The following is a 26203-nucleotide window of genomic DNA, read 5'->3' as shown; positions in this document are numbered from 1 at the left end:
ACTTATTGGAAAAATTCGAAGTTTCTTTTATAAATAAAATACTCCGCCTGTCCAATTATAGAAGCTATTTTGGGCGTAAGTAATTTGTAAGTAATGAGTAAGAAAAAAGAGATTTTCATAGTATATAATATTTATTATAGCTACTTTTAACACCTGATACTAATAGTGTGCTATAATATGAATTAGCAACAAAAAGGAAAGGAATTAGAACAATGACCTTAGAAAATACTAAAAATTTAAAAAAACAAGTTGCTCCTTTTGAAAAATCAACGATTAAAAAAAGTGTTTGGCAACTGATCAACACAATCGTGCCATTTATTATTTTATGGTACCTTGCTTATAAAAGTTTGTCAGTTTCTTATTGGTTAACATTAGTTCCAGCACTGTTAGCCGCTGGATTTATGACAAGAATTTTCATTATTTTTCATGATTGCACCCATTATTCGTTCTTTAAAAGTCGACGTGCAAATAGAATAGTTGGAACGTGTATGGGTGTTTTAACATTATTCCCATTTGATCAGTGGGGGCATGAACATTCTATTCACCACGCTACGAGTGGTAATTTGGATAAGAGGGGTACAGGGGATATTTGGACGCTTACAGTTGATGAATATGTAGCTGCACCATTTAGACTTCGTTTAGCATATCGCTTATATCGCAATCCATTCGTTATGTTTGGATTAGGTCCGATTTATGTTTTCTTGCTTAAAAATAGATTTAACCGAAAAGGTGCAAGGCAGAAAGAACGTATGAATACTTATTTGACGAATATTATAATTGTTGCTGTAGTAGCTATACTTTGCTGGGCAATTGGGTGGCAATCGTTTCTGTTAGTACATGGTACTATATTCTTAATAGCAGGTTCAGTAGGGATTTGGCTGTTTTACGTACAGCACACATTTGAAGATTCTTATTTTGAAGAGGATAAAGATTGGGAATATGTGAAAGCGGCAGTGGAAGGAAGTTCTTTTTATAAGCTTCCTAAAATTTTGCAATTCTTAACTGGTAATATTGGATTCCATCATGTTCACCATTTAAGCCCAAGGGTACCTAACTATAAACTAGAAGAGGCACACAATAATACGCTTCCGTTAAAAAATGTACCAACGATTACGCTTGCTACAAGCTTACAATCACTACGTTTCCGTCTTTGGGATGAGAAAAGTAACAATTTTGTTAGCTTTAAAGATGTCAAAAATATAATTAAAAATAATGTTTCTGTTCGAGTGAAATCTGAACTATAATTGCATCGTATATAAAACTCCCCTTAATCATTTTCGATTTAAGGGGAGTTTGTGTTTAAAGAGTAGATGCCAGACCAGATAAGAGGGAAATTTACATAATTCAAATTGTAATTGAAGCAGATTAGGAATTGCTCGTACGTAAGTACAAATATAAGATGACAGTAAATGCATTATGTTAACAAATTCATAGTAAAAGGGGGGATCGTACAACATTATATCCAAAAATAAGAAAAGACTTGAACGAAAATTCCATTCATTTTTCTTGGTGTTCCGCATTCCATACACTTAAATAGGACGCATATTCTAATTCATCTGGATTCTCATGTAATATAGAAATGAATTCTAATTTGTTTCCATCACAATCTAGAAAGTATACACTTGCAGCAGGCATCCACCTTTGGACAATTGGCTTTTGATTTCCTTTTCCTTGACTTCCTATCACTGCTATTCCACGTTCCTCTAGCCACGCTTTAGAAGTCATTAAAAACTCTAAATTTACACCAAAAGCAAAATGTCTCGGCTCAAAGTCTTCAATGTTATGTACTTCCCATAGTCCAAGCATTTGTTGTTTATTTTCTCCGACCCAAAAGAAAGCCACTCTTCTTTTGGAGAGTTTTCTTGCTAACGTTAATCCTAGCTTGTTTTGATAGAAATTTATTGCCTTCTCTAAATTTCTTACATGTAAATGAGTTTCGTATATGTTCTGTATTATTATGATCATTCCTTTCTTTCTTTCTTTCTTTATTGGTAATTACCAATTCAATAGTGAATATAATTCTAAAGTTGAAATATGTATAAGCCTAGTAATGTACATCTATATCCGATATTCCTATTTACTATTATATTGAAATTGGAATGTGATAAATCCCACTGAGGTAGTAAGTGTTTAAATGAACACTCTACTACTTTTGTAGGAAAGGGGATATATTCATTAAATTCGGATGAAATCATATAAAAATGATAAAAAAAGACCACACATGAAGTGAAACGCCATGTGTAGTCTTTTATGTATAGTCAAATATTACGAAGTCTCGCTAATTTTAGTTTCACTATGAGTGTTAGTAGAATTTCTTTTCTTAACTTTAAAGTGATAGTAAGTGTAGCAAAAGATGATAAATGGGACAGTGCAATAGATTCCAAGTCGTTGTTCTGGGATAAAAATAAGACTGATTAATATAATGCCATACAATCCAAAACCAAGAATTGGTACGAGTGGATAAAGTGGCGTTTTAAATTTTAAGTCTTCTAATTTTCCGCCGTCTGCTAAATAATGTTTGCGGAAAAAGAATTGAGAAACACAAATTGACATCCAAACAATAATGGTAATGACTCCGGAAATTGAAATGAGCCACAAGTAAACAGTTTCAGCAGCTACTACACTTGTCAAAAGAGAAAAAGCAGAAATAGCTATTGTCATGATTAAAGCGTTGAGAGGAATCCCACGTGATGATAATTTCTTTAAAAATGCTGGAGCCATTTCGTTTTTTGATAAAGACCAAAGCATTCGAGTAGCAGCGTATAGTCCTGAGTTTGCGACAGAAAGAACAGCAGTAAGAATAACAAAGTTCATAATATCAGCTGCATATGGAATACCGATATTATCAAAAACAGCAACGAATGGACTCTTTGTTAATCCAGCTTCTTCCCAAGGAATTAAAGCAACAAGAACAAAGATTGCTAAGACGAAGAAAAACATTGTGTGCCATATAATATTTCTAATAGAACGAGGTAAAGTTTTTGCTGGATCTTCACTTTCACCTGCTGCGATTCCGACAAGCTCTGTACCTTGGAAGGAATAATTGACTGTAACCATTGTTAATAGAATAGCTGCAAGTCCATTCGGAAATAAACCACCATGATTTACGAAATTTGAAAGAAGTGGAGCTGGTTCATCGCCTTTTAAATCAATAAAACCGAACATAGCGGCGCCACCAAGAATTATAAAAGCTATAATGGCAGATACTTTTATACTTGAAAACCAAAATTCTGTTTCTGCATAACTACGAGCAGATAATGCGTTAATAGTGAAGATGGTAACGCCAAATATTAAACACCAAACCCAAACAGGAATATCAGGAAACCAGCGCTGCATTGTAATACCGGCAGTTGTAAATTCAAGACCGGTCGTATTCGCCCAGCTTAACCAATACAACCATCCGATTGTAAAGCCAGTTGCAGGATTGATGAATTTAGTAGCATATTCCTGAAAAGAACCTGAAACAGGCATGGCTACAGCAAGTTCACCAAGACATAGCATAACGAAATACATTAATAATCCACCAGCAATAAAGGCAAGTACGGATCCACCAGGTCCAGCCTGACTTATAATAAAGCCAGATCCGTTAAATAACCCGGTTCCAATCACACCACCGAGTGCAATCATGAATAAGTGTCTACTTTTCATCGTACGTTTTAATTCATTGTTTGTATTGCTTATTTGCGCCATTGTTTTCCTCACTTTCGTAGTTGATAGAATAACGTTTGATGTTTTTCCGTATTATGGAATGTATTCCGTGATGTGAAATCTTGTTATAATTTTCAGATAATTAAAAAGAAAAGTCAATATTTTTTTGTTTGCGTTTTCAATTCGTTGTTAGTGATATGTTTTTATTGTTAGAAAATTAAATAAATAGATTGATTTCATTTCGAATGTTTGCTAAATTGATAGTTAATTAAGCGTACTAACATATTACGAGTAAAGTTGAGGCGAGTTATGGTACAGTCCATTGATCGAGCGATAAGTATTATTAAATTATTGAATTCTACAAATGAAAAAGAGTATTGGGCTATTTCTGATATAGCTGATGGAACACATCTCCCGGTTAGTACAGTACATAGATTACTTAACTCTCTAATGGAGCATGGGTTAGTTACACAAATTACAGAGACAAAACAGTACAAAATTGGACCAATGTGGATGGAAATAGGGTTGCGTCAATTGGAGAAGGTAGACTATAGATCTGTTGCAAGAGAAGTGATGAAACGTTTGGCTTCTGAAGTGGAAGAAAGTGTCTATTTGAATATTCCAAACGGAACACATTCTATTATCATTGAAAGAATTGATAGTCCTTTAAAAATTCGAGTTATCGATAATCTAGGAGAACAAATTCCACTTTCAATTGGTGCTGCAAATAAAACGATGCTTGCCAATATGAAAACGAATGAAATGGAACATATTGTAGAGTATTTACTTCCTTCATTACCAGAACAAAAGCAAATTCTTCTTAATCAAATAAAGCAAATAAAAAATGAAGGATATGCTGTCAGTTATGGTGAAAAAACAGAAGGGACAGCTTCAGTAGCTGCACCTATTATCGGATTTAATCATAAAGTAGTAGGAGCATTAAGTGTTGGGTTAATTAGTCATCGTATTAATGATGATCGACTATCTTTTCTTATTAGCAAGGTAAAACAAGCGGCTCATGAAATATCAATAAAAATCGGCAGTACATCAGAACTATAATTTTGATAGCTGTCGTCATTTTTTATTCATATACTGGAATTAGTTTTCATAATGCGGAAAATAGGGGGATTTATATGTCAAAGTGGCAATCAAAAGAACAATTGGTTCAATTATTAAGCAGTCTTGTTGAAATTCCTAGTATTACCGGTTCAGAAGCTGAAGTAATATTGCCAGACTTTGTTGTGGAACAATTATCTGACTTACAGTATTTCAAACAAAACCCGCACCATTTGCAAAAAAATCCGACAGGGGACGGACGATATTTTGTTACAGCACTAGTAAAGAAAAGCGATAGTACAAAAAATACTGTAATTCTAGTAAGTCACTTTGATGTTGTAGATGTACAAGATTACGGAATGTGGAAAGAAGATGCATTTAATCCTAAAAAGTTAACATCTATGTTTTATTCTCATAAAGATGAACTTCCAGACCATGTACGTGAAGATATAGAACATGGAGAATGGCTGTTTGGTAGAGGAACAATGGATATGAAATGCGGCCTCGCATTACAAATGGCAATGATTGAGCAAGCTTGCGAAGAAAGATTTGATGGGAATGTTCTTTTATTGGCTGTACCAGATGAAGAAGTAAACTCTGTAGGGATGAGAGCTGCTGTTCCAAGATTACTAGAGTTAGCAAGAGAACATGATTTAGAGTATAAAACGGTACTAAACTCAGAGCCTATGTTTTCAAGACATCCTGGTGACCAAAATAAGTATATTTACACTGGCTCTATTGGTAAAGTGTTACCTGGTTTTCTTTGCTACGGAAAAGAGACACATGTAGGTGAACCTTTTGCAGGGTTAAATGGGAGTTATATGGCTTCATTAATAACAGCAGAATTAGAGTTAAACACAGACCTTTGTGATATTGTAGAAGGGGAAGCGAGTCCTCCGCCAACTAACTTACTTCAAAGGGACTTAAAAGAGGATTATTCTGTACAAATTCCGCATCGTGCAGTTACATTATTTAATTTGTTTTTATTAGAAAAATCAATGACAGATGTAGTTTCATTGTTACGTCAAAAAGTAACGAAAGTAGCAGAGAAAATAGAAGAGTCGTATGAAAAACATGCATATCGTTTTTCTAAATATAATCCATTTATACCACCTAATCTCAAAGTAAATGTATTAACTTATGAAGAGCTTATCACATATGCAATTGAGCAACATGGACGAGAAAAAATAAATCATATTCAATCTAATATTATAAAAAATAGAGGAGATAAAGATGATCGTGCGGTAACCATTGATTTAGTAGATAAATTAGCGATTTTATGTAAAGAAAAGGCACCGATGATTGTACTTTTCTTCGCTCCGCCGTACTATCCAGCTGTGAGTTCACGCAACAATCCTTTAATAAAAGAGGTAGTTGTAGAAATGGAAAAGTATGCACACTACAATCATAAAATTACATTTGAAAACCAAAATTATTTTGGGGGGATTTCAGATTTAAGTTATGTAGGCTTGCAGTATCCACTGGATTCAATGAGTTCGCTTGTAGACAATATGCCATTATGGGATAAAGGTTATTCAATTCCGCTTCAGGAATTAGAAGAGTTTGATGTTCCAGTATTAAATATGGGGCCGGTAGGAAAAGATGCACATCAATGGACAGAACGTCTAGATGTAAACTACGCATTTGAAACGCTATTAGATATGTTACCGAAGTGCATTGAAAAATTATTAGTTTCTAATAAAATTACACAATCATAGTAGGGAATAGGTAAGGGATAAAACAGAACCTGTAAAGAAGATTTGAATGAAATTATTTTAATATAATTAAAACTGAAACGGCCAAACTCAATTATATATGAGTTTGGCCGTTTATCATGTAGTGAATTTCTAATTAAATTCATATGAATTCATAGCTAACGCGATCTCTTTTACAGTTTTACTTTTTAGTTTGACCAGATAGTTCAACAGACTTTTGCGTACAACGCTGCATAGCTGAAATAATCGCTGTTCTCAGTCCTTTTTCCTCCAATGTTGCTACAGCTTCTATTGTCGTTCCGCCAGGAGAACAAACCATATCTTTCAATTCACCTGGATGTATTCCTGTTTCTAGTACCATTTTTGCAGAGCCTAACACAGCTTGAGCAGCGAATTTATATGCTTGATTTCTTGGCATACCATCTAGTACAGCAGCATCTGCCATCGCTTCTATAATCATATATACATAAGCTGGTGAAGAACCACTTACGGATGTGACAACATCCATTAATTTTTCACTTACGATCTCTGTTTGACCAAAACTATTGAAAATGTTTAGTACATCTTCTAAATCTTTTTCTGTCACCATTTCATTCGGGCATAATGCAGACATTCCTTCTCCAACAAGAGCAGGAGTATTAGGCATTACCCTTACAACCTTTACTTTTTTATTAAAGGCATTTTCAGTACTTTCAATACTTTTCCCAGCAGCGATCGTAACGATGATAGCATCGTTTTTGATTATTTCTTTTATTTCATTAATTATTGACGCGTATAGGTCTGGTTTGATTGATAAAATTAAAATATCAGCATTTTTAGCTACTTCATTGTTGTCGGTAGTTGTAGTTAGCCCATATTTTTCACTAGCATTTTTTAAATTAGCAGTGTTTAAATCTGAACAAATAATTTGATTTGAAGACACTATATTTTTGTTTATCATTCCGCCAATCATAGCCATTCCCATATTTCCGCAACCGATGAATCCAATTTGTTTATCCATAATAACTCAATCTTGCTCCTTTTATAATCAATTATATCGGTTTGATATTATTTTCTTAGAATAAGAATAACATCCCTGTGCAATATAAAGAAACATTCTAAGAGAATATATTCCTTTTTGCAACACTAAAAGATAAAAATTAATTATATTCGACATTATGTAAATATATACACTATAATGTAAGGTTTTATGTTTATGAATATGAGTTAAACTTATATCATTTTGTATTTTCATTCAGTAGGGCGATAATTTCATACAAATAACTTGCGGCTCTATTTATTTTTAAAAATACCTCTTGACACCGAATCGAACTATATCGCATAATATAAAAAAATTAGATTGAAAATCGTTGAAGGGAATTAGTACATATGTCTTCTTGCGAAAGAGAGTGGAATTCACCGGCTGAAAGATTCCTCGTATAGAATATATCGAACCTATCCCTGAGTCTTAAATGAAAGTTTAGGCGTTCGCCTGCGTTATAGGCACCAAGTGGATATCTATGTATATCAATTAAGGTGGTACCGCGGAACAATGACCGTTTCGTCCTTTTTATTTTATTAAGGGCGAAGCGGTCATTTTTATTTTGCTCTTAAATACCTCATTGCAGCATTGATGAGAATAGATATAGTTACAAAGTGAATGAAGTGTAATTTATAAAAAACTATGATTTTAGACTTGGGGGATAAAAAAGTGAAAAAACAACGAGTTGTTGTAAAGATTGGGAGTAGTTCCTTGGCAGATAGTCACGGAGGCATCTCTACAGAACAGCTTTCAGATCACGTTGCCGCATTGGCTCGGTTGAAAGAAGAGGGGCACGAGGTTGTGTTAATTACATCTGGAGCCGTCGCTGCAGGTTTTTCAGCGCTAGGATATCCTAGCAGACCTGTAACGATTAAAGGGAAACAGGCTGCAGCAGCTGTCGGACAAAGTTTGTTAATGCAGGCGTACACGGAGGAATTCCGTAAATATGGCATCGTTACTGCGCAACTTTTGCTGACGAGGAGTGATTTTTCTAGAAAAGAACAATATAGTAATGCTTACGCTACGTTAGGAGAATTATTAAACCGCTCCGCTCTTCCAATTATTAATGAAAATGATTCCATCTCTTTAGAGGAGCTGACGTTCGGTGATAATGATATGCTGTCAGCTTTAGTAAGCGGGCTTGTTTCGGCGGATATGCTTATGATCTTTACGGATGTGAACGGGTTATATGACAAAAATCCTCAGAAAAATCCGGATGCAAAAAAATATTATTTTCTTCCTGAAGTTACGGAAGAAATTTCTTCTCTTGCAGGAGATGCTGGCTCAAAACTTGGGACTGGCGGTATGAAATCAAAAATCGACGCTGCAAAGACAGCGCTCTCTCTTGGTGTGAGTGTATTTATCGGAACAGGACGTGGACAGGAAAAGTTTGTAGATGTTTTGAAGGGTAAGGGTGATGGAACGTATGTTGGTAATGCTCCTCAAAAAGAAATGAAGATGAACAAGCAATGGATTGCCTTACATTCGCTTGTTAGCGGACAAATTGAAGTAGATGCTGGGGCAGCTACTGCCATCATTCAGCATGGTAAGAGTTTACTTCCAGCTGGTGTTACGAATGTATCAGGATTTTTCCAAGTGGGTGAAGTTGTAGAGGTTGTAACGCAACAAGGGCGCGTAATAGGAAAAGGACAATGCACATATAGTGCAGAGGAACTAATAGATGTAAAAGGTATGCAAAGCCAAGATATTCAAGTAAGAGGCGAGAGACATAGTTATGAAGTCATCCATAGGGATCATTGGGTTTCACTTTAAAAAGGAGGAAATAAAAATGAATGAAGTGTTGGCAAAGGGGATAAAAGCAAAAGAGGTTGCTAGAGAGCTTGTGCTTAAATCTACAGAGCAAAAAAACGAAGCACTTTCCGCAATAGCTGATCAGTTAATATTAGAAACAGCTTATATTTTAGAAGAAAACAAGAGGGATATTGAAGAAGGTAAGGCAAAAGGATTTTCTGATTCACTCCTTGATCGTCTTCTGCTAACTGAAAATCGTATTATTGATATGACAGAGGGGATTAAGCAGCTAATTGAATTACGTGATCCTGTAGGAGAATGTGTAAGTGCATGGGAAAGGCCAAATGGACTATCTATTCAGGAGATGCGCGTACCACTTGGTGTTGTCGGGATGATTTATGAGGCAAGACCGAATGTAACTGTTGATGCTGCTACAATTTGTTTAAAAACAGGAAACGCAGTAATACTACGTGGTAGTTCTTCTGCTATCCATTCTAACAAAGCCATCGTTAGCGTTATTCACCGGGCGCTTAAGCAAACTAGCTTGCCTTCAGAAAGTGTACAGCTCATAGAAGATACAACGAGAGATAGTGCAAAACAGTTGTTTACATTGAACGAGTACTTGGATGTTCTTATACCAAGAGGCGGTAAACAATTAATTGATACAGTAGTGAGAGAAGCGTCTGTTCCAGTACTTGAAACAGGTGCGGGAAATTGTCATATATTCATTGATGAAACAGCAGATAAACAAATGGCGTTTAATATTATTATAAATGCAAAAACACAGCGTCCATCTGTATGTAATGCAATTGAGACGATTGTACTTCATGAGAATTGGGTAGAGCAATATGGTAGCGAGTTGTTTTCTTCCTTGAATGAAAGAGGAGTGGAGCTACGTGGTGATAATAAAGCAGTGGCGATTGATTCTTCTATCTTACTTGCGACAGAAGAAGACTGGGAAACTGAGTTTTTATCTCTCACACTAGCAGTGAAAGTGGTTTCCACTGTTGAAGAAGCGATTCATCATATAAATACGTATGGATCTATGCATTCTGAAGCAATTATTACTGAAAACGAGGAAAACGTCAGCAAGTTTTTTACTTCTGTAGATGCCGCGGCACTTTATCATAATGCATCGACTCGTTTTACAGATGGATCCGAATTTGGATTCGGAGCGGAAATTGGTATCAGTACACAAAAGTTACACGTAAGAGGACCAATGGGGCTTCCAGCATTAACTTCTACAAAATATGTGATTCGTGGAAATGGACAAATTCGAAAATAATAATAAAAGACACTCAATTGGCTTGGGTGTCTTTTATTATTAAAATTAATTACCATACAAATAGCCCAACGAGCATAGCACTTAATAAAGAAACAGCCATCCCGCTAACAAGAAGCTTCCAAACATTTTTACCGATGACTGATGATTTTTCTCCGCCAAATAATGAATTGTAAGTTCCGTAAATCATACCTACTGTACTAAAGTTAGCAAAAGAAGCTAGAAATGTCGTTGCAACCGCAACCGTATGCGGTTGTAGCGACTTTAAGTTTGATTTTAAATCCATCATTGCAACAAATTCATTCGTCGTTATTTTGATCCCCATTAATTCAGCTACATACATAGCATCACTGCCTGATAAACCGAGTAAAAATGCAAAAGGACTAAAGATAATGGAGAAGATTTTTTGAATTGTTAACCCCGTTACAAAAAATCCTAAAATCCCATTTAAACATGCTGTTAAAGCTACATAACCAATTACCATAGCTAAAATAACGATAACCATATTCATCCCAACTAACATACTGTTTGAAATAGTAGAAAAGAAATCCTTTTTTTCATGTTTTGAAGGTGTGTAAACAATGTCTTCTTCTTTCGAAACTTCCACAGGATTTAATACATTGGCTAAAATTAATGCGTTAATACAGTTTAATGGGATTGCGCTGAAAATATATGTTGCTGGAACCATTGATAAATAAGCACCAAGAATGGATCCGCTAACGCTACTCATACTCATAATTCCAAAAGTTAATAATCGATTTTCTTTTAAAACAGATAATTGATCACGAACAACCGCAAGTGCTTCGGTGTTTCCTAAAAACATCATTTGAATCGAAAAGAAACTTTCTAACTTTGGTAAACGAGAAATCTTTGAAATAACTGCACCTACTTTATCAATAATCCAAGTTAAGATTCCGAAATAAGAAAGAATATCGAAAAAAGTAATAACAAAAATGATAGGAAGTAACGCACTAAAGAAGAAATCAATGTGCTGACTTTCCATAGCTGAAGGAAATGCAAATCGAATACCTTCATTCGCACATGCTAGTAGCCAACTGAAAAATGACGCAATTTTATTAATGATAATACTGCCGAGCTTTGTGCCTAACATAAACCACGTAATAAAAAGCTCCAATAGGATGAGAATTACAATTGGTCTCCATTTTATATGTTTTTTATTAGGCGAACATAAGAAAATGATTAATATGACAACGAAAATCCCTAACATATTCAATATGAAATGCATGTCAACAACTCCTTGAGAGTTATTATTTGTATATAAAAAAGCATCTATTCTTCCAAATTTGGATTATGATTAGAAGTTATGAAGCATGTAAGTTATGTTAGGAATCAATGTATTTTAATTTGCTTTATTTTGAGCAATCGCAGTAATTATCGAACAATTAGCTGTTTTCAATTGTTTTGTTGGATATTAAACGTATGCGATTTTAAACATCGTTTATTCCGGATTAACGGACAGTAAGATTTTTACCTCAAAATTCAAGGAAAACAAAGAAGTGAGGTGGGGATGGGCTGCCCGCAAAATCCCGATTGGTAAGAGCTGATTAAAATTTCACTTTATAAATAAGAACGGTGAGTTGGCCATGAACCTTGAAGTTTCCGAAGCTGTATAATTTGTCCTGTATGATAAGCATCATGCAAAAGGATATTCATATATTGTTGCCAAACTGGTAGAGAAGGACTTAGTTGATCTAGTTCTGCTTCTTGAAGGGCGGTTAATGAAGATTGTAAGGCATCATGTACTTGAAGCGTTCGCTTTACGGTTTGCTGCCAAGCGGCATCATCATTAGGTCCACCTTGGATAAACGTCTCATCATTATTTTGTGGAGCAACAAATGTGTCGTCTTCATGTAAACGGGAAAGTAGGCGTTCTTTAAAGATTAATAAATGGTTCACATTTTCCCAAATCGTATTACTGGCAGCACCTTCTGGTTGCCAACATGCTTGTTCAACCGTAAGATTCTTTAACGCTTCTGATATTGGTGGGTACCATTCTTCTTCGTAAAAAACTTGTTGGACTCCATTTTGCAACATTTCTTTTCTTCCCATTCGTATAGCCTCCTGTTCATTTTTCTTAATAAAACCAATTCTCTTTTCTCTTCAATAAACCTTTTCTATAGTTGCACAAGAGGGTGAAAGACAACTTATAACAGAGCCATTAAAAAACTTCTTTTTAATATGATACTTAATAATCAAGGCTTTAATTGAGTCAGAATGAAAAAGAGTATAAACTTTTCTCTATTTGCTCATGGATTAGAGTTTTTTTGAAGTTGCAAAATAATTCTAAAAATATAGAAGGTTAAATTCGATAAAAATAGAATTTGATATATAGCAAACAAGGAGGGGATAAAAATGGAGGTCTATCACATAACGAGTAGAAAGAGGGAAACGTATAACGTTCAAGTGAAATATTCGATACTTTTCGAATGTGCGCTTGGCATTGCAGCAATTACTCATAAGAGGTTAATTGATACACTTGAAAAGAGTCAAAATGAATGGGAAGAAATTAAGAAATCATTAACAGAAGAAATGAGAGAGCACTTACAATTTGTCGAAGAAAATAATACGTGGAAAGCATTGCTTCAGTTGTTGTATGAAGAAGACATACAGGATGTATCACAGTTTCATGTTAAAATCGATTCACTTTTAGAAGAAGATTTGAAGTATATATGTTTACCGTTTTTAGGGGAGAAATATGAGAAAAAAAGACGTTTAGCCGCAAGTAGAGATGGAACTGCAATACATGAACTAAAGGAATTAACACATGATCATCAGTTTTTCTCTACGTACATTCGCTTTATATGTGATGTAGATGTACAAGTGCTGAAATCTCATTTAATCGCTGTAATGACAGGGTGGTATGAGAGTGTAATTAAGAGTGAGGAAGAAGAAATACTTTCTATATTAAAACGAGATTATGAAGCAAAAAATGAAATGAATAAAAAGATGAAGCCGGAAGAGTTTGTCGAGTGGGCGACTGGCGGAGTGAACTATATGCCAGAGCCAAGTGTTCATCACGTACTTCTTATTCCGCAAATGACGTACAGACCGTGGAATATTGAAGCAGATATTGATGATACGAAAGTATTTCATTATCCAGTTGCGAATGAAAGTATTCATCCTGAAGATCCGTATGAACCGAATTATTTTTTAGTTCAAAAACATAAGGCTCTTGGAGATGAAGCGAGATTGCGAATTGTAAAAATGTTGTTTGAAAAAGAACGTACATTACAGGAAATAACGGAAAGATTGCAACTCGGTAAATCGACTGTACACCATCATTTGAAATTGTTACGTGCAGCGAAGTTAGTTGATATACATGACGGAAAATATGTATTAAGAAAGAAAGCAGTACAGTCTTTAGCGAAAGAATTAGATATGTTTTTGAATAGATAATTAACAACGAGAATGTACATAAAGGGAGGAATATAAAAGAAAAGTTGGTGTGTGAAATTGAAAAATATATTGAAAAATCGTTTGTTCTTTTTTATGTGGATTGGTAGTGCAATCTCTGAATTAGGAGGGGCTTTCGGAACGTTATGTAATTCAATTCTAGTATATGAGTTAACAGGATCAGAAATGGCTTTAAGTAGTATGTGGTTATTATATTTCATCCCATCACTCATATTGCAATTAATAAGTGGCCCATTTATTGATAAATGGAGCCGGAAGTGGATTATGATATTTTCACAATGGATACGAGCGTCCGTATTTTTATTACCTTTGGTGATGCTAGTTTCGGGTAGTATAGAAGTTTGGCACATTTATGTTGTTCAAATTGTAGTGGGACTTATTACACCACTTTATACACCTGCAAGTCAAGCAATTACACCGAGCATTGTAGGGAAAGAACAACTTCAAGATGCAAATGCGTACATTGATGGAATGACTCGCCTTATGATGTTTCTTGCGCCAGTATTAGGCGGAGTAGTCATTCATTTGATTGGAACAGAACTTACATTATCTTTCGTATGCATATGTTTATTTGTTAGTGGCACTTTCTTATTTTATATAAAAGAAAATAGAACGTCGCAACCTATTCGGAAAACGTGGCTAGAACAGTTTTTTCACGGTTTTACATATTTTTTCACAAAACCAATCATCGTTTGGCTCGGTATATTTCTTACTTTCGTGCAGTTTGGAGTAGGGGTAACGATGGTCACAAATCTTCCTTATATAAAAGACGAGCTGTCAGCGGGATATGCAGAGTACGGTTATTTCATGGCAGGTTTTCCACTTGGCTACGTAATTGGCTCAGTATTAGTCGGAAAAGTAACATATAAAAGCCGGCGTATACTGATGCTTGGAGGATTGTTTATAGGGGGACTCACATACATTTCATTAGGATTCAATCATAGTATTATCATTGCAATAATAATTGAAGTAATAGCAGGGATTTGTATTGCATTTTTCAATGTTCATAACACGACAATATGCCAACAAACCGTCCCAAATAATATGATAGGACAAGTATTTTCAGTGCGTTTATTTTTTATACGATCCGCTATGCCATTAGGTGTGTTAGTAGGGGGGATATTGAGTGAAATGTGGGGAGTAGAGCGCTATATGTAATCATCGGTGCAATTATATGTGTTACATCTTTAATAGGGATGTTACTTCCATATTTCAAATTTTTAGATGAGGCGATAGAAAAGAAATCAGCATAATTCAAAAAATTAAAACTTTACAATTGAAAATAATTATCATAATCAATTATAATAGAAGAATACTAGTATTCGTATAACAAAGAGGGAGTGGGATATATGTTTATCGAAACGAAAACATTTACAGTAAAAGAAGGTACATCAAATATAGTTGTAGAACGTTTCACTGGAGAAGGTATTATTGAAAAATTTGAAGGCTTCATCGATTTAAGTGTTCTCGTGAAAAAAGTAAGACGCGGCGACGAAGAAGTTGTCGTAATGATTCGCTGGGAATCTGAAGAAGCATGGAAAAACTGGGAAACAAGTGAAGAACACTTAGCTGGACATAGAGCGGGCCGTGGTAAACCAAAGCCAGATCATATTATTAATGTGGATCATGCAGTTTATTATGTGAAATCATCGAAATCGGCTTATCAACAGTCGTAATATATAAGTAGAGGATACATGTTGTAGAAGCAATCATGTATCCTCTTTTTTATGACTGGGGGGATGGGAATGATAGGAAATCTTTCATTCATTTAAAAAAACGTTCTAGGCTATGGAGAAAAGTATTAGACTTATAAAGCATAGTCTTAGATGGAACGCTTGAATATCTTGCCTTACATATTTAAGGGTTATGAAAATGAGTCTATATCCCTTCTTTTTAAAAGGAGATGAGTACATGAAGCTGAATCATTTAAATTTATGTGTTGATGACTTATCAGAAGCGAGACATTTCTTTGAAACATTTTTTGATTTTCAATTTTTAGAGCAAAAGGGAAAGGCATTATTAGTAATGAGTGATGAGAGTGGATTTATACTGGTGCTAAGCGACCCCAAAGCATTTAAGGGGAATAAGGAAGTGATGTATCCTGAAGCTTTTCATATTGGTTTTTTAGTGGATACTTCAAATGAAGTTGATCAAGCGTATAATCGTTTAGTAGCAGGCGGCATTGAAATAGATAAGGAACCTTATTCGATGCGAGGTAGTAGTTATGGTTTTTATTTTACAGTATTTAATGGCTTATTAATTGAAGTGTCTTGTCTTGATTATAGAGAAGGTATGAAAGTTTCACTGTAAAGTAAAAAAGACAGACTAATAAATAGTCTGTCTTTTCACATTAATTCTTCACATCATCATAAAGTTCAAGTGCCTCTTTCACATTCAATCCATTTTTCACAATGCCATGTATTGCTTGGATCATCGCAGCTGGGTGCTCGGATTGCCATATGTTTCGGCCCATGTCTACTCCAATTGCTCCTTCTTGCAATGCATTGTACGTAATGTTTAATGCGTCTTCAATTGAATCTAGTTTTGGGCCGCCCGCGATGACGACTGGGGCAGGGCATGTGCTCGTTATTTTTTCGAATCCTTCGCAGTAATACGTTTTAATAATATCAGCACCCATTTCAACACATACGCGGGAAGCAAGTGCTAGAAAGCGAGCTTCACGTTTTTGTAATTCCTTTGCGACTGCGGTAATGCCGAGTACTGGTAGGCCGTAATCATGAGCTTCAGAAACTACATTTGCGAGATTTGTAACAGTTTGTGTTTCATAGTCTGATCCGACAAAAACAGAAACGCCAACGCCAATTGCGTTTTGCTTCACTGCTTCCTTCACAGGTGTAACAATTGTTTCATTCGCTAAATCTTTACCGACGACAGTAGCGCCACCAGATACACGCATAACCATCGGTGTGTTGCAGTTTTCAGGAATGCAGGAGCTAAGTACACCGCGTGTTAAAAAGAGGGAGTCTGTATAAGGAAGTAAGTTTTTAACTGTTTCAAGTGGTTGTTCTAATCCGTGAATTGGTCCTAAGAAATAACCGTGATCTATTGCTAACATAACCGCTCTACCATCAGGTAAAATTGTATTTAATCGATTTTTAAATCCCCAAGTCATTCAAAATCACTCCTTCGTTAATGTTGGATTTTCCGTTTGTACCGTATCTTTATTTGGTAAATGTGGTGACTTTATAAAAACAGCTTTAAAAGGTTTGTCAGAATGGTTAATCAGATAGTGAGATTCATGAGGGCGAACTTGCAGGACATCACCTTGTTTAATCGGAACTCTTTCGTTATTTACATAGAAGTCTATTTCACCTTCTAATGCATAAAAGACCTCTTCGCACGTCGTATGATAATGGTTTTGAAACTCCTGGCCCGGTTGAATGACAACAAGGCCAAGATCAATATTTGGCCCTTGTATTAAATATTTCGGCCCGTTATCACCGAAGCGATAGGAGAAGTCATTTTCATTCGCTTTTAACATACAGTTCACTCCTTTATGTAATGTGTTACAGTGCACCAGGCGCAATCCACATATGTGAGGTGAGCCCTTTATCAGCTAAAGCGAGCTGACTGTCATATACAGTTTTCCATGTTTCATAGAACTCTTTATATAGTTCGTGATTTTCAGTAACTGGTTCGAATGTTTGCTCCCACTGTACAAACTCTTCGGCAGTTTCTTCCATAGATGAATATATGCCAGCACCAACTCCAGCAGCAATCGCAGTTCCTAAAGCAGCTGCTTCTTTCACAACAGGTACTTTTACAGGAATACCGAGTACGTCTGATAGAATTTGTGGCCATAGTTTTCCTTTAGCGGCACCGCCAGCAAAAATAACTTCAGAAGGGAATGTGCCAGTTAGATTTTTTATTAATTTTAAGTTTCCAAGTGTAATGAAGGCTGCATTTTCTTCAATAGCACGAAACAGTTCTTTTTTTCCGCATTTGTCAGCGTCTAAACTTAAATTTAAGAATGAAGGTGCGGCATGACGCCAAGAAATGTAGTTCATAACGTTTGAAAAAGTAGGGATAATGCCATGTGAACCGACAGGTACGTCTTTCGCTTGTTCTTCTAGTAATTCATAAGCATCTACACCAAGTTTATCAGCAAGTTTCTTTTCTTCTTGGCAAAAAGCGTCTCGAAACCAGCGCATAACGAGACCTGGGAAAAAGGCGATTGTTTCATATTGCCATAGGTTCGGAACGACGTGACAATTTACTCGAATCGCAGCATGTGGATCTGTTATTGGCTCAGTAACATTCACTTCTTGTTGCCAAAAGCTACCCCCGCATATTAACGTTTGATTTGGTTTCACGATTCCTGTTCCGAGCGATGCCATTTGAGCATCTCCACCCCCGGCGACGACAGGAATCCCTTCACGTAATCCAGTTAATGCTGCACACTCTTTTGTAACGTTGCCAATTACTGTACCAGCTTCATTTACTGTTGGTGAAAATGGCAAAGATAGACCGCACTCCTTAGCGACATCGTTATCCCACACTCTATTTTGTAAGTCAAAAATACCTGACGTACATCCGTTTGAAGGATCGATTTGCAGCACTCCGCTTAATTTATATAAGATCCAATCGTTTAACATTGTAAAAGAGTGAATAGTATTATAGACGTCGGGTTCATGTTTTTTTATCCAGAGTAGGCGTGGTAAAGCACCTAATGAAAAAGTTTGACCAGACTTTGTATATAAATCTTTTTCAAGATGTGACCGAATTTCTTTTAATTCACTAACTTCGACGGATGCGCGCCCATCAACATTTGCACACGCCCATATTTCTTGCCCATCTTGATCATATAAAACAAATCCTTCTCGCATACTTGTAGCGCTAATAGCAAGAATAGAAGAGGCAGGAGTGTTGCTTTTTTGAAGCACCTCTTTCGTACATTCTTGTACTAGCTTCCAATTTTCTACTACATCAAAGTTCATAGAGCCTGGATAACGAAGGTCAGATTTGTGAATCCATTCTTTTTGACTTACTGCAATTTGATTACCATGTAAATCAAAAAGAACTGCTCGAATGCTCCCTGTACCAGCATCGAAAGCTAATAAATGGGACATTAACAATCACCATCCTTTCGTAATAAGGAGAGGGCAGTTTCCTCATCGGTAATTAATGAATGAATAAACTTTCCTTTTAAGGCACCATAAATTGCATCTATCTTTTCAGTACCTCCAGCAACACCGACGACATGCTTCATATTGCGCAAAATAGAGAGGGGCGTGCCAATTAGACGATTGTGATGCGAGAGTTCTAATAAATCGCCATTTGTATTATAAAACTGTCCTAAAATATCGCCAGCACCGTTTTGACTACGAATATATGCCATCTCACGTAGTGTTAATTTTTCTTCTTTTACAATCGTAGCGTCTTGAGATAATCCCCCAATACCGACAACAGCCGTATGAGCAAGTGAAGCGACTTGAAGCATATCTTTTACACTCGGTTCTGATAGAATACTTTGTGCCATTTCGGTTGTAGACGCTAGAAACGGCGTAGGGATAATGTGAAGTTCGCCTTGCATGTAGTGTAAATAGTTTTGTTTTCTCGGGAGATAGTGATTTACCCCGCCTGTGAGCGTTACGATTGAAAGGTTGATAGAACTTTCAAAATGAATGTTTTCTAGCATTTTGCTAATTGTTTCTCCCCAGCCAATACCGAGTAAATCGCCTTGCTGGAGATGAGTTTCTAAATATTGTGCAGCAGCTTTTCCGAGAGAAGCGTGATAATTGTTTACTGGGGTAGGGATAATAAAAGCATCTTTTAAGTGGAATTTTTTCATTAGGTCACGCTCAATACTTAAACAGTGCAAACCAGTCCCTTTTACGTGAAATGTAACGATACCTTCGCTTCGCGCTTTATCTAATAACCGGACGACTTTATTTCTTGAAATATGAAGAAGTGACGCGATCTCCTGTTGTGTTAATTGGTCTTTATAATAGTACCAAGCTACTTTAGTTAATAAATTTTCTTCAAAGTTCAGCTGAGTCATACTCTTCATCCCTTTCAACAATTGACCACAGCTTAAACATATGTACCATATATTTTGTTTATTCCAGTTGAAACGATTAATAGTACGTAGAAAAAAGTGTTCTAGATATAAAAAAAGGAATATACAATGCTACAAAACAAGTAGAACAAATAATCATTTTCTCAAAAAATGTTCTGGATAAAGGCAGGTGACATCATGTGGAGAACGTACCTTTATTACAAGTAAAGAAAATGAGTAAGGCGTTTTTAAATCAACTTGTATTAAAAGAAGTGAACTTACAAGTAGAGCGCGGAGATATATACGCTTTAGTGGGGGGAAATGGCGCCGGGAAATCAACATTAATGAAAATATTAACGGGGTTATATTCGTATGATGATGGAGAGATGTATGTAAAAGGAAGGAAGCAACAGTTTTCAAATCCATCAGAAGCACACCGAAAAGGTATTTATTTAATACCGCAAGAACCACTCATTTTTCCGCATATGACTATTGAAGAAAATATATGTATCGGGTTAAAAGAAAAGAAAAAGAAACTAAAAGTACAGATTCAGCAATTGATTAGCAGCTTAGGATGGGATATTGACCTTAATAAACTAGGAGGAACATTATCGATTGCGCAACAACAGTTAGTAGAAATCGTTAGAGGATTAATAAGAGAAGCTGAGATTCTTATTCTAGATGAGCCAACATCGACATTAACAACACACGAAATTAAGAGTCTTTTTGTGTTGATGAAAAGTTTACAAGAAAAAGGAATTGGGATGATTTATATTACGCATCGTTTTCCAGAAATCTTTGAAATTGCCAACAAAGTAGCAATACTACGTGATGGAATGGTTGTAAGCCAAGGTGATGTATGTGACTATACATATGACATGCTGATGGAGGGACTATTGCCAAAAGGATATAAACAGAAAGAGAAAATAGAAGTAGTTCAAGAGACAGTAAAGACGAAAAAAATATTAGAAGTGGTTGATATAAATGGTCACGCATTCGAAAATATATCATTCACTGTACATGCGGGTGAGGTTGTAGGTGTTGCTGGCATTATAGGATCTGGCAGAACGGAATTAGCAGAAGCAATATTTGGATTGAAAACTATAAAATCAGGGTCTATCTTATTGGGTGGAAAATCAATTGATACGTGTTCTTTGCATAAAAGGCTAGACGAAGGACTAGTTTATGTGCCAGAGGATAGGGCGAGGAATGGAATTTTCTCAATTGCTTCTGTTAAAGAAAATATTGCAGCAGCAAGTTTATATCAAAATAATCGCTTTTTTATAAATCAAGAAAAAGAAAGCGCTTTAGTTAATTCATTTATAGAACAGTTCCGAATTGTTGTACAGAATATGAATAAAGAACTGGCATCTTTATCAGGAGGTAATCAGCAGAAGGTCGTGCTTGCGAAGTATCTTGCATGTAATCCTAAAATTATTATTCTTGATGAGCCGACTCGCGGAATTGATGCGAAAGCAAGGCTTGAAGTGTATGAGACGATAAAAAAAATGAAAAGGGAAGGACTCGCAATTTTATTAATCTCTTCAGATGTTGAAGAAATTGTCCAATTAGTAAACCGTGTATATGTAATGAGAAATGGGCGATTTGTTTCTCATATGGAAAAAGAACAACTGAGTGTGAATGAAGTTACACGCCTTGCATACGGAGGTGTAGCGGAATGAAACATATGTTAAAAATGCATGAAACGTCTATCATACTGTTACTACTAATGTATATAGCTATTGTAGGAATGATAAACCCTAGTTTTATTCAATTTAACTCGTTATCTTTACTGATGAAATCAAGCGTTATTTTAGTCGTGCTAGCAATCGGTCAATCGTTCGTCTTATTTACGAAAAATATAGATGTATCAGTTGGTTCAAGCATGGGGTTAAGTGCAGCAGTTTGCGGAATGATGTTAACGAATGGGTATAGTGCATTCTTGTCGATATTTGTAGCTATTATACTTGGGGCCATTATTGGTTTCGTAAATGGTATTGGAGTTGCGAAGTTTCGGGTACCAGCCATTATTATGACATTAGGCATGTTAGGAATTATTAGAGGTACAATGTTAATTTTCACAGGCGGGAAGTGGATTGAAGATATTCCAAACGATTTTAAGCAGCTGTCATCTATCATCATTCTTGGTTTACCTATAACTGTATGGTTCGTTCTTATTATTTTACTACTACTATACTTCTTTTTAAGAAAAGTGCCATTGGGAAGATACTTTTATGCGGTAGGTGATAATGAAGATGGCGCGAGGCTTATTGGTATACCTGTAAATAAAGTGAAGATATATGCGTTTATGATTTCAGGCATAAGCGCTGCGCTCGCTGGTTGCATATTTGTTATGAATATCGGTTTCGTGCCAAATCAAACAGGTACAGGATTAGAATTACAAGTAATCGCAGCCGCTGTACTAGGAGGAATTCATTTAAAAGGAGGAACAGGATCTTTATTTGGAGCTGCATTAGGAGCGTTATTTTTAGAAACAATAAGTAGCTCACTCGTCTTTTTAAAAATACCAGCATTTTGGAATAATGCTATTTCAGGTTTTTTATTATTACTTATCATCATATTAGATAGTGTTATGAAAAAGTGGAAGGCAGAAAGGAGGATGAATCTATGAAGTATGTATATAGATGGGAAGGGGTTCTAATTGTATTACTTCTTGTAGAATTCATCCTTTTTAGTTTAATGAATAGTGATTTCTTAAATATTAGTAATCTCCTTTTTAGTACAAATGATTTCCTATTTATCGCAATTGCGGCGATACCAATGACTTTTGTTATAGTAACAGGAGGAATTGATGTATCGATCGGCTCAATAATGGGGCTCACTTCAATCTTAATCGGTGTACTTTGGATGAACGGAATACCTATTTTGTTTGCTGTTATAATCGCCCTAATAATTAGTTGTTTAGCAGGCGCTTTAAACGGACTCATTATAAAAATGACGGATGTAGAACCACTCGTCGTTACACTCGGAACGATGTTTTTATACGGGGGAATTGCCCTCGTCATTTCAGGAGGGGCAGGTGCTTCTGGGTACGAAGGAATAAGCGGTTTACCTGACACATTTGTACAACTGGCAAACGGTAGTTTTATAGGAATACCGAATTTATTATGGCTACTGATCGTATTAACAGTTTTATGTACTGTATTATTTCACCGAACTATATACGGGCGCCATGTAAAATTAACAGGTGCGAACGAAAATACAGCAAAATACACCGGGATTAAAACGAAAAAAGTAGTCATTATCGCTTACATACTTTCCGGGTTAGGAGGTGGATTAGGAGGTGCTTTCTTAACCGCATATTTTGGTTCCGCACGTGCTGATATGGGAAGTGAAACAATTTTACCAATCATTACAGCAGTCGTATTAGGCGGGACACTTATTACGGGGGGAAAAGGAAGTATTATTGGTACTGTACTGGCGAGTATTTTCATTGGGCTCATGCAGTATGGCTTGCAAATGACGGGTTTAACAAATGAACAATCCAATGTAGTAATAGGTATTATCCTTATTCTTTCAATTATTATGAGACATTTCAAATTACATCAATTCTTAGCGGAGAAAAGAAAGAATTTGCATAAGGGGGAAATGTCATGAAGAGAAAACTGGGGATTGTATTGATTGTATGTATTTGTTTAATCGGTTTAATTGCGTGTTCTAGCCAAACGGCAGATAAGAAAAAGGTTGATGATGTGAAATTTGCATTTATTCCGAAATTAACAGGAGTTGGTTTCTTCACATCGGGTGGTGAAGGGGCAAAAGAGATGGGAGATAAGTTAGGCGTGCAAGTGAAGTATGATGGACCGTCTGAAGCGAGTGTTTCAGGGCAAGTTAAATATATAAACAATTTCATTAATCAAAACTATGATGCGATTATGGTTTCATCTACGTCAGTGGATGGGTTATCGCAATCACTGCAACGTGCTAAGAAAAAAGGGATGACGGTGTTAACATGGGATTCTGATGTGAATCCGAAAGACCGTTCCTTTTATATCAGCCAAGGAACACCAGACCAACTTGCTAATTTATTAATAGAAATGACTTCAAAGCAAATTGGAGATAAAGGAAAAGTAGCCTTCTTTTATTCTAGCCCGACAGTAACGGATCAAAACCAATGGGTAACGAAAGCGAAAGAAATTATTAAAAAGAAATATCCGAACTGGGAAATTGTAACGACGCAGTACGGTGAAAATAATGCGCAAAAGTCTTTGTCAGTAGGAGAGAATATTTTAAAAACGTATCCTGATATTAATGCAGTCATTTGTCCAGATGCAACGGCACTTCCGGCAATGGCACAAGCAGCTGAAAATTTAAAAATGGATAAAAAGGTTGTCGTAACTGGCTTCTCTACACCAAACGTTATGCGTGATTACGTAAAACGAGGAACAGTAGCACAATTTGGTTTATGGGATGTAAAACAACAAGGTGCTCTCGCAACGTATGTAGCAAATGAAATTGTTGTAAAAGGGAAGAAGTTAAAAGTAGGGGATAGCTTCGAAGTAAAAGGAATTGGAAAAGTGAAGGTAGAGCCAAACTCCATTCAAGGATATGATTATGAGGCAGAAGGGAATGGAATTATCGTATTACCAGAACGAGTTGTATTTACGAAAGATAATATTGATAAGTATAATTTTTAGTAGACAAAAAAACGTCCGAATATATCGGACGCTTTTTTATTTCTTCATTAATTATGAACAGTTTCTTTTTCGTTTAATCCAAGTGTACGACCAGTAGAAGTGTGAAGATCTTGGAACAATCTTGGATTTTCAGTTAGTGAAATGCCATATGAAGGAATCATTTCTTTTATTTTTTCTTCCCATTCTACCATGCGGCTTGGGAAACATTTTTCTAATACTTCAAGCATGACGTGAACAGCAGTAGAAGCACCTGGTGATGCGCCTAGTAATGCGGCGATTGAGCCGTCAGCTGCACTTACTACTTCTGTACCAAATTGAAGTGTCCCTTTACCACCAGCATCAGTATCTTTAATTACTTGTACACGTTGCCCAGCAACTACAATATCCCAATCTTCACTTTTCGCGTTCGGAATGAATTCGCGTAATTCTTCCATACGTTTTTCATGTGATAACATAACTTGCTGAATTAAGTATTTTGTAAGTCCCATTTCTTTTACACCAGCGGCTAACATCGTTAAGACGTTATTCGGTTTTACAGAACCGATTAAGTCAAGATTTGAACCTGTTTTTAAGAATTTAGGTGAGAAGCCTGCGAATGGTCCAAACAGTAAAGCTTTTTTATTGTCTATATATCTCGTATCTAGATGAGGTACAGACATTGGCGGAGCACCAACCTTAGCTTTACCGTACACTTTCGCATGATGTTGCTCTACAACTTTTTGGTTTTTACATACCATAAATAGTCCACTTACCGGGAATCCACCGATATGTTTTGATTCAGGGATACCAGTCTTTTGAAGTAGAGGTAGGCTACCGCCACCGCCGCCAATAAAGACGAATTTAGCAGTATGATGCTCAATTTTACCACTATTCATATCGTGTACTTTTACTTCCCACAAACCATTTTTCGTGCGCTTAATATTTTCGACACTATGCTTGTAGTTTAGCTCGACATTTTTTGTTTTTAAGTAATCAAACAACATACGTGTTAATGCACCGAAGTTAACATCTGTTCCAGAGTCAATCTTCGTTGCCGCCATCGGTTCATTAGATGTGCGGCCTTCCATAATGAGTGGAAGCCATTTTTTTAATGTTTCAGGAGCATCAGAAAATTCCATTCCTTGAAACAGTGGATTTTTTGAAAGCGCTTCAAAACGGTTTTTTAGAAACTCAACATTTTTTTCCCCTTGTACTAAACTCATATGAGGTAGTGGCATAATAAAATCTTGTGGATTACGAATTAATTTGCTCTTTACAAGATATGCCCAAAATTGTCTTGAAAGCTGGAATTGCTCATTCACTTTTACAGCCTTACTAATATCTATAGATCCGTCAGCTTTTTCGGAAGTATAGTTCAGTTCGCATAGCGCAGAATGCCCTGTACCTGCATTATTCCATTCGTTAGAGCTTTCTTCCCCGGCACTTGCGAGTTTTTCAAAAACTTTAATTTCCCATTCTGGTGCTAATTCTTTTAGTAATGAGCCTAACGTTGCACTCATAATTCCTGCACCAATTAAGATAACGTCTGTTTTTTGCTGCATGTTGCTCATGATAATCTCTCCATCCCCTATATTGGCAAAAAAGTGTAGGTGTTTTCTATGTCTAAGCCGTAAAAGA

General features: G+C 36.0%; 22 protein-coding genes, 1 pseudogene and 1 other annotated feature. Of the genes and pseudogenes, 13 read left to right on the top strand and 10 right to left on the bottom strand.

Annotated elements, in window-relative coordinates; translation table 11 throughout:
- The first annotated feature begins 212 nt into the window (after window positions 1-212).
- On the top strand, window positions 213-1244 hold the full coding sequence (gene desA, locus AC3WVZ_RS13250) for a Delta(5) desaturase DesA (protein ID WP_000171504.1): 1032 nt from the start codon (window positions 213-215) through the stop codon (window positions 1242-1244).
- A 253-nt stretch (window positions 1245-1497) separates the two neighbouring features.
- Here the strand turns inward: desA and AC3WVZ_RS13245 are convergent, their stop codons facing one another.
- Window positions 1498-1956 (bottom strand): VOC family protein, encoded by a 459-nt coding sequence (locus AC3WVZ_RS13245; protein ID WP_233936571.1) that lies wholly within the window; start codon window positions 1954-1956, stop codon window positions 1498-1500.
- Window positions 1957-2265: 309 nt separating this feature from the next.
- Entirely contained in the window at window positions 2266-3690 is a 1425-nt protein-coding gene (locus tag AC3WVZ_RS13240; protein WP_233936461.1) for an amino acid permease, read from the bottom strand.
- Window positions 3691-3957: 267 nt separating this feature from the next.
- Between AC3WVZ_RS13240 and AC3WVZ_RS13235 the strand changes: the two genes are divergently transcribed.
- Together AC3WVZ_RS13235 and AC3WVZ_RS13230 are read left to right on the top strand one after the other, a co-directional pair.
- Window positions 3958-4707: an IclR family transcriptional regulator gene (locus tag AC3WVZ_RS13235; RefSeq protein WP_000250758.1), complete on the top strand. Its 750-nt coding sequence runs from the start codon at window positions 3958-3960 to the stop codon at window positions 4705-4707.
- 74 nt (window positions 4708-4781) lie between these two features.
- Entirely contained in the window at window positions 4782-6422 is a 1641-nt protein-coding gene (locus AC3WVZ_RS13230) for a M20/M25/M40 family metallo-hydrolase (protein ID WP_000049571.1), read from the top strand.
- Window positions 6423-6600: 178 nt separating this feature from the next.
- Here AC3WVZ_RS13230 and proC read toward each other — a convergent pair whose 3' ends face one another.
- Complete coding sequence (gene proC, locus AC3WVZ_RS13225; RefSeq protein WP_000360723.1) at window positions 6601-7419, bottom strand: pyrroline-5-carboxylate reductase; 819 nt, start codon at window positions 7417-7419, stop codon at window positions 6601-6603.
- A gap of 340 nt (window positions 7420-7759) precedes the next feature.
- Window positions 7760-7970: a binding site (T-box leader), on the top strand.
- A gap of 139 nt (window positions 7971-8109) precedes the next feature.
- On the opposite strand from proC, the gene proB reads away from it, so the two are divergent.
- Both proB and AC3WVZ_RS13215 read left to right on the top strand, forming a co-directional pair.
- A complete protein-coding gene (gene proB, locus AC3WVZ_RS13220) occupies window positions 8110-9213 on the top strand; it encodes a glutamate 5-kinase (RefSeq protein WP_000744808.1) in 1104 nt (367 codons plus the stop codon).
- 16 nt (window positions 9214-9229) lie between these two features.
- Window positions 9230-10477: a glutamate-5-semialdehyde dehydrogenase gene (locus AC3WVZ_RS13215; protein ID WP_001006612.1), complete on the top strand. Its 1248-nt coding sequence runs from the start codon at window positions 9230-9232 to the stop codon at window positions 10475-10477.
- Between the two features lie 49 nt (window positions 10478-10526).
- On the opposite strand, the gene AC3WVZ_RS13210 is transcribed toward AC3WVZ_RS13215, so the two are convergent.
- Entirely contained in the window at window positions 10527-11720 is a 1194-nt protein-coding gene (locus AC3WVZ_RS13210) for a NupC/NupG family nucleoside CNT transporter (protein ID WP_000545478.1), read from the bottom strand.
- 332 nt (window positions 11721-12052) lie between these two features.
- The gene (locus tag AC3WVZ_RS13205) at window positions 12053-12544 is read right to left on the bottom strand and encodes a DinB family protein (RefSeq protein WP_000532733.1); all 492 of its coding nucleotides are present in this window, start codon (window positions 12542-12544) and stop codon (window positions 12053-12055) included.
- Window positions 12545-12847: 303 nt separating this feature from the next.
- On the opposite strand from AC3WVZ_RS13205, the gene AC3WVZ_RS13200 reads away from it, so the two are divergent.
- From AC3WVZ_RS13200 to AC3WVZ_RS13185, 4 genes and pseudogenes are all read left to right on the top strand, one after another.
- On the top strand, window positions 12848-13891 hold the full coding sequence (locus AC3WVZ_RS13200) for an ArsR/SmtB family transcription factor (protein WP_000454561.1): 1044 nt from the start codon (window positions 12848-12850) through the stop codon (window positions 13889-13891).
- Window positions 13892-13984: 93 nt separating this feature from the next.
- A pseudogene (locus tag AC3WVZ_RS13195) lies at window positions 13985-15162 on the top strand (MFS transporter).
- A gap of 96 nt (window positions 15163-15258) precedes the next feature.
- On the top strand, window positions 15259-15585 hold the full coding sequence (gene hmoA, locus AC3WVZ_RS13190) for a heme-degrading monooxygenase HmoA (protein ID WP_000469498.1): 327 nt from the start codon (window positions 15259-15261) through the stop codon (window positions 15583-15585).
- 235 nt (window positions 15586-15820) lie between these two features.
- Window positions 15821-16219, top strand: a complete 399-nt coding sequence (locus AC3WVZ_RS13185; RefSeq protein WP_000773074.1) for a VOC family protein — start codon at window positions 15821-15823, stop codon at window positions 16217-16219.
- Between the two features lie 40 nt (window positions 16220-16259).
- On the opposite strand, the gene lsrF is transcribed toward AC3WVZ_RS13185, so the two are convergent.
- Genes lsrF through AC3WVZ_RS13165 form a run of 4 tightly spaced genes read right to left on the bottom strand, consistent with a single transcriptional unit; the run spans window position 16260 to window position 19931 of the window.
- The gene (lsrF, locus tag AC3WVZ_RS13180; RefSeq protein ID WP_000219765.1) at window positions 16260-17042 is read right to left on the bottom strand and encodes a 3-hydroxy-5-phosphonooxypentane-2,4-dione thiolase; all 783 of its coding nucleotides are present in this window, start codon (window positions 17040-17042) and stop codon (window positions 16260-16262) included.
- Between the two features lie 6 nt (window positions 17043-17048).
- Complete coding sequence (locus AC3WVZ_RS13175) at window positions 17049-17411, bottom strand: cupin domain-containing protein (RefSeq protein WP_000909986.1); 363 nt, start codon at window positions 17409-17411, stop codon at window positions 17049-17051.
- 25 nt (window positions 17412-17436) lie between these two features.
- Entirely contained in the window at window positions 17437-18999 is a 1563-nt protein-coding gene (lsrK, locus tag AC3WVZ_RS13170; RefSeq protein ID WP_000018817.1) for an autoinducer-2 kinase, read from the bottom strand.
- Entirely contained in the window at window positions 18999-19931 is a 933-nt protein-coding gene (locus AC3WVZ_RS13165; protein ID WP_233936460.1) for a sugar-binding transcriptional regulator, read from the bottom strand. Before AC3WVZ_RS13165 ends, lsrK begins: the two co-directional genes overlap by 1 nt.
- Window positions 19932-20128: 197 nt before the next feature.
- On the opposite strand from AC3WVZ_RS13165, the gene AC3WVZ_RS13160 reads away from it, so the two are divergent.
- The 4 genes from AC3WVZ_RS13160 to lsrB are packed head-to-tail and all read left to right on the top strand — an operon-like array spanning window position 20129 to window position 24586.
- Window positions 20129-21610 carry a sugar ABC transporter ATP-binding protein gene (locus AC3WVZ_RS13160; protein ID WP_000432617.1) on the top strand — a complete coding sequence of 494 codons (1482 nt, stop codon included), beginning with the start codon at window positions 20129-20131 and terminating at the stop codon, window positions 21608-21610.
- Complete coding sequence (locus tag AC3WVZ_RS13155) at window positions 21607-22560, top strand: ABC transporter permease subunit (RefSeq protein ID WP_000682148.1); 954 nt, start codon at window positions 21607-21609, stop codon at window positions 22558-22560. Before AC3WVZ_RS13160 ends, AC3WVZ_RS13155 begins: the two co-directional genes overlap by 4 nt.
- Complete coding sequence (locus tag AC3WVZ_RS13150; protein ID WP_000878529.1) at window positions 22557-23546, top strand: ABC transporter permease; 990 nt, start codon at window positions 22557-22559, stop codon at window positions 23544-23546. Before AC3WVZ_RS13155 ends, AC3WVZ_RS13150 begins: the two co-directional genes overlap by 4 nt.
- Window positions 23543-24586 (top strand): autoinducer 2 ABC transporter substrate-binding protein LsrB, encoded by a 1044-nt coding sequence (gene lsrB / locus AC3WVZ_RS13145; RefSeq protein ID WP_000823660.1) that lies wholly within the window; start codon window positions 23543-23545, stop codon window positions 24584-24586. Before AC3WVZ_RS13150 ends, lsrB begins: the two co-directional genes overlap by 4 nt.
- A 47-nt stretch (window positions 24587-24633) precedes the next feature.
- Here lsrB and AC3WVZ_RS13140 read toward each other — a convergent pair whose 3' ends face one another.
- On the bottom strand, window positions 24634-26136 hold the full coding sequence (locus AC3WVZ_RS13140; RefSeq protein ID WP_000069138.1) for a malate:quinone oxidoreductase: 1503 nt from the start codon (window positions 26134-26136) through the stop codon (window positions 24634-24636).
- Between the last annotated feature and the right edge of the window lie 67 nt (window positions 26137-26203).

The organism is Bacillus sp. CPT56D-587-MTF, from assembly GCF_058792335.1.
The sequence above is the reverse complement of the archived record's forward strand: the minus strand, read 5'-3'. Positions and strand labels throughout refer to the sequence as shown.

Excerpts from the sequence above, each read along its gene's own strand:
- lsrB (WP_000823660.1), top strand. The coding sequence starts at position 23,543 with ATGAAGAGAAAACTGGGGATTGTATTGATTGTATGTATTTGTTTAATC.
- AC3WVZ_RS13155 (WP_000682148.1), top strand. The coding sequence starts at position 21,607 with ATGAAACATATGTTAAAAATGCATGAAACGTCTATCATACTGTTACTA.
- proC (WP_000360723.1), bottom strand. The coding sequence starts at position 7,419 with ATGGATAAACAAATTGGATTCATCGGTTGCGGAAATATGGGAATGGCT.
- AC3WVZ_RS13185 (WP_000773074.1), top strand. The coding sequence starts at position 15,821 with ATGAAGCTGAATCATTTAAATTTATGTGTTGATGACTTATCAGAAGCG.
- AC3WVZ_RS13230 (WP_000049571.1), top strand. The coding sequence starts at position 4,782 with ATGTCAAAGTGGCAATCAAAAGAACAATTGGTTCAATTATTAAGCAGT.
- AC3WVZ_RS13215 (WP_001006612.1), top strand. The coding sequence starts at position 9,230 with ATGAATGAAGTGTTGGCAAAGGGGATAAAAGCAAAAGAGGTTGCTAGA.
- AC3WVZ_RS13150 (WP_000878529.1), top strand. The coding sequence starts at position 22,557 with ATGAAGTATGTATATAGATGGGAAGGGGTTCTAATTGTATTACTTCTT.
- AC3WVZ_RS13140 (WP_000069138.1), bottom strand. The coding sequence starts at position 26,136 with ATGAGCAACATGCAGCAAAAAACAGACGTTATCTTAATTGGTGCAGGA.
- AC3WVZ_RS13240 (WP_233936461.1), bottom strand. The coding sequence starts at position 3,690 with ATGGCGCAAATAAGCAATACAAACAATGAATTAAAACGTACGATGAAA.
- AC3WVZ_RS13205 (WP_000532733.1), bottom strand. The coding sequence starts at position 12,544 with ATGGGAAGAAAAGAAATGTTGCAAAATGGAGTCCAACAAGTTTTTTAC.
- AC3WVZ_RS13235 (WP_000250758.1), top strand. The coding sequence starts at position 3,958 with ATGGTACAGTCCATTGATCGAGCGATAAGTATTATTAAATTATTGAAT.
- desA (WP_000171504.1), top strand. The coding sequence starts at position 213 with ATGACCTTAGAAAATACTAAAAATTTAAAAAAACAAGTTGCTCCTTTT.
- lsrF (WP_000219765.1), bottom strand. The coding sequence starts at position 17,042 with ATGACTTGGGGATTTAAAAATCGATTAAATACAATTTTACCTGATGGT.
- lsrK (WP_000018817.1), bottom strand. The coding sequence starts at position 18,999 with ATGTCCCATTTATTAGCTTTCGATGCTGGTACAGGGAGCATTCGAGCA.
- AC3WVZ_RS13165 (WP_233936460.1), bottom strand. The coding sequence starts at position 19,931 with ATGACTCAGCTGAACTTTGAAGAAAATTTATTAACTAAAGTAGCTTGG.
- AC3WVZ_RS13210 (WP_000545478.1), bottom strand. The coding sequence starts at position 11,720 with ATGCATTTCATATTGAATATGTTAGGGATTTTCGTTGTCATATTAATC.
- hmoA (WP_000469498.1), top strand. The coding sequence starts at position 15,259 with ATGTTTATCGAAACGAAAACATTTACAGTAAAAGAAGGTACATCAAAT.
- AC3WVZ_RS13175 (WP_000909986.1), bottom strand. The coding sequence starts at position 17,411 with ATGTTAAAAGCGAATGAAAATGACTTCTCCTATCGCTTCGGTGATAAC.
- AC3WVZ_RS13200 (WP_000454561.1), top strand. The coding sequence starts at position 12,848 with ATGGAGGTCTATCACATAACGAGTAGAAAGAGGGAAACGTATAACGTT.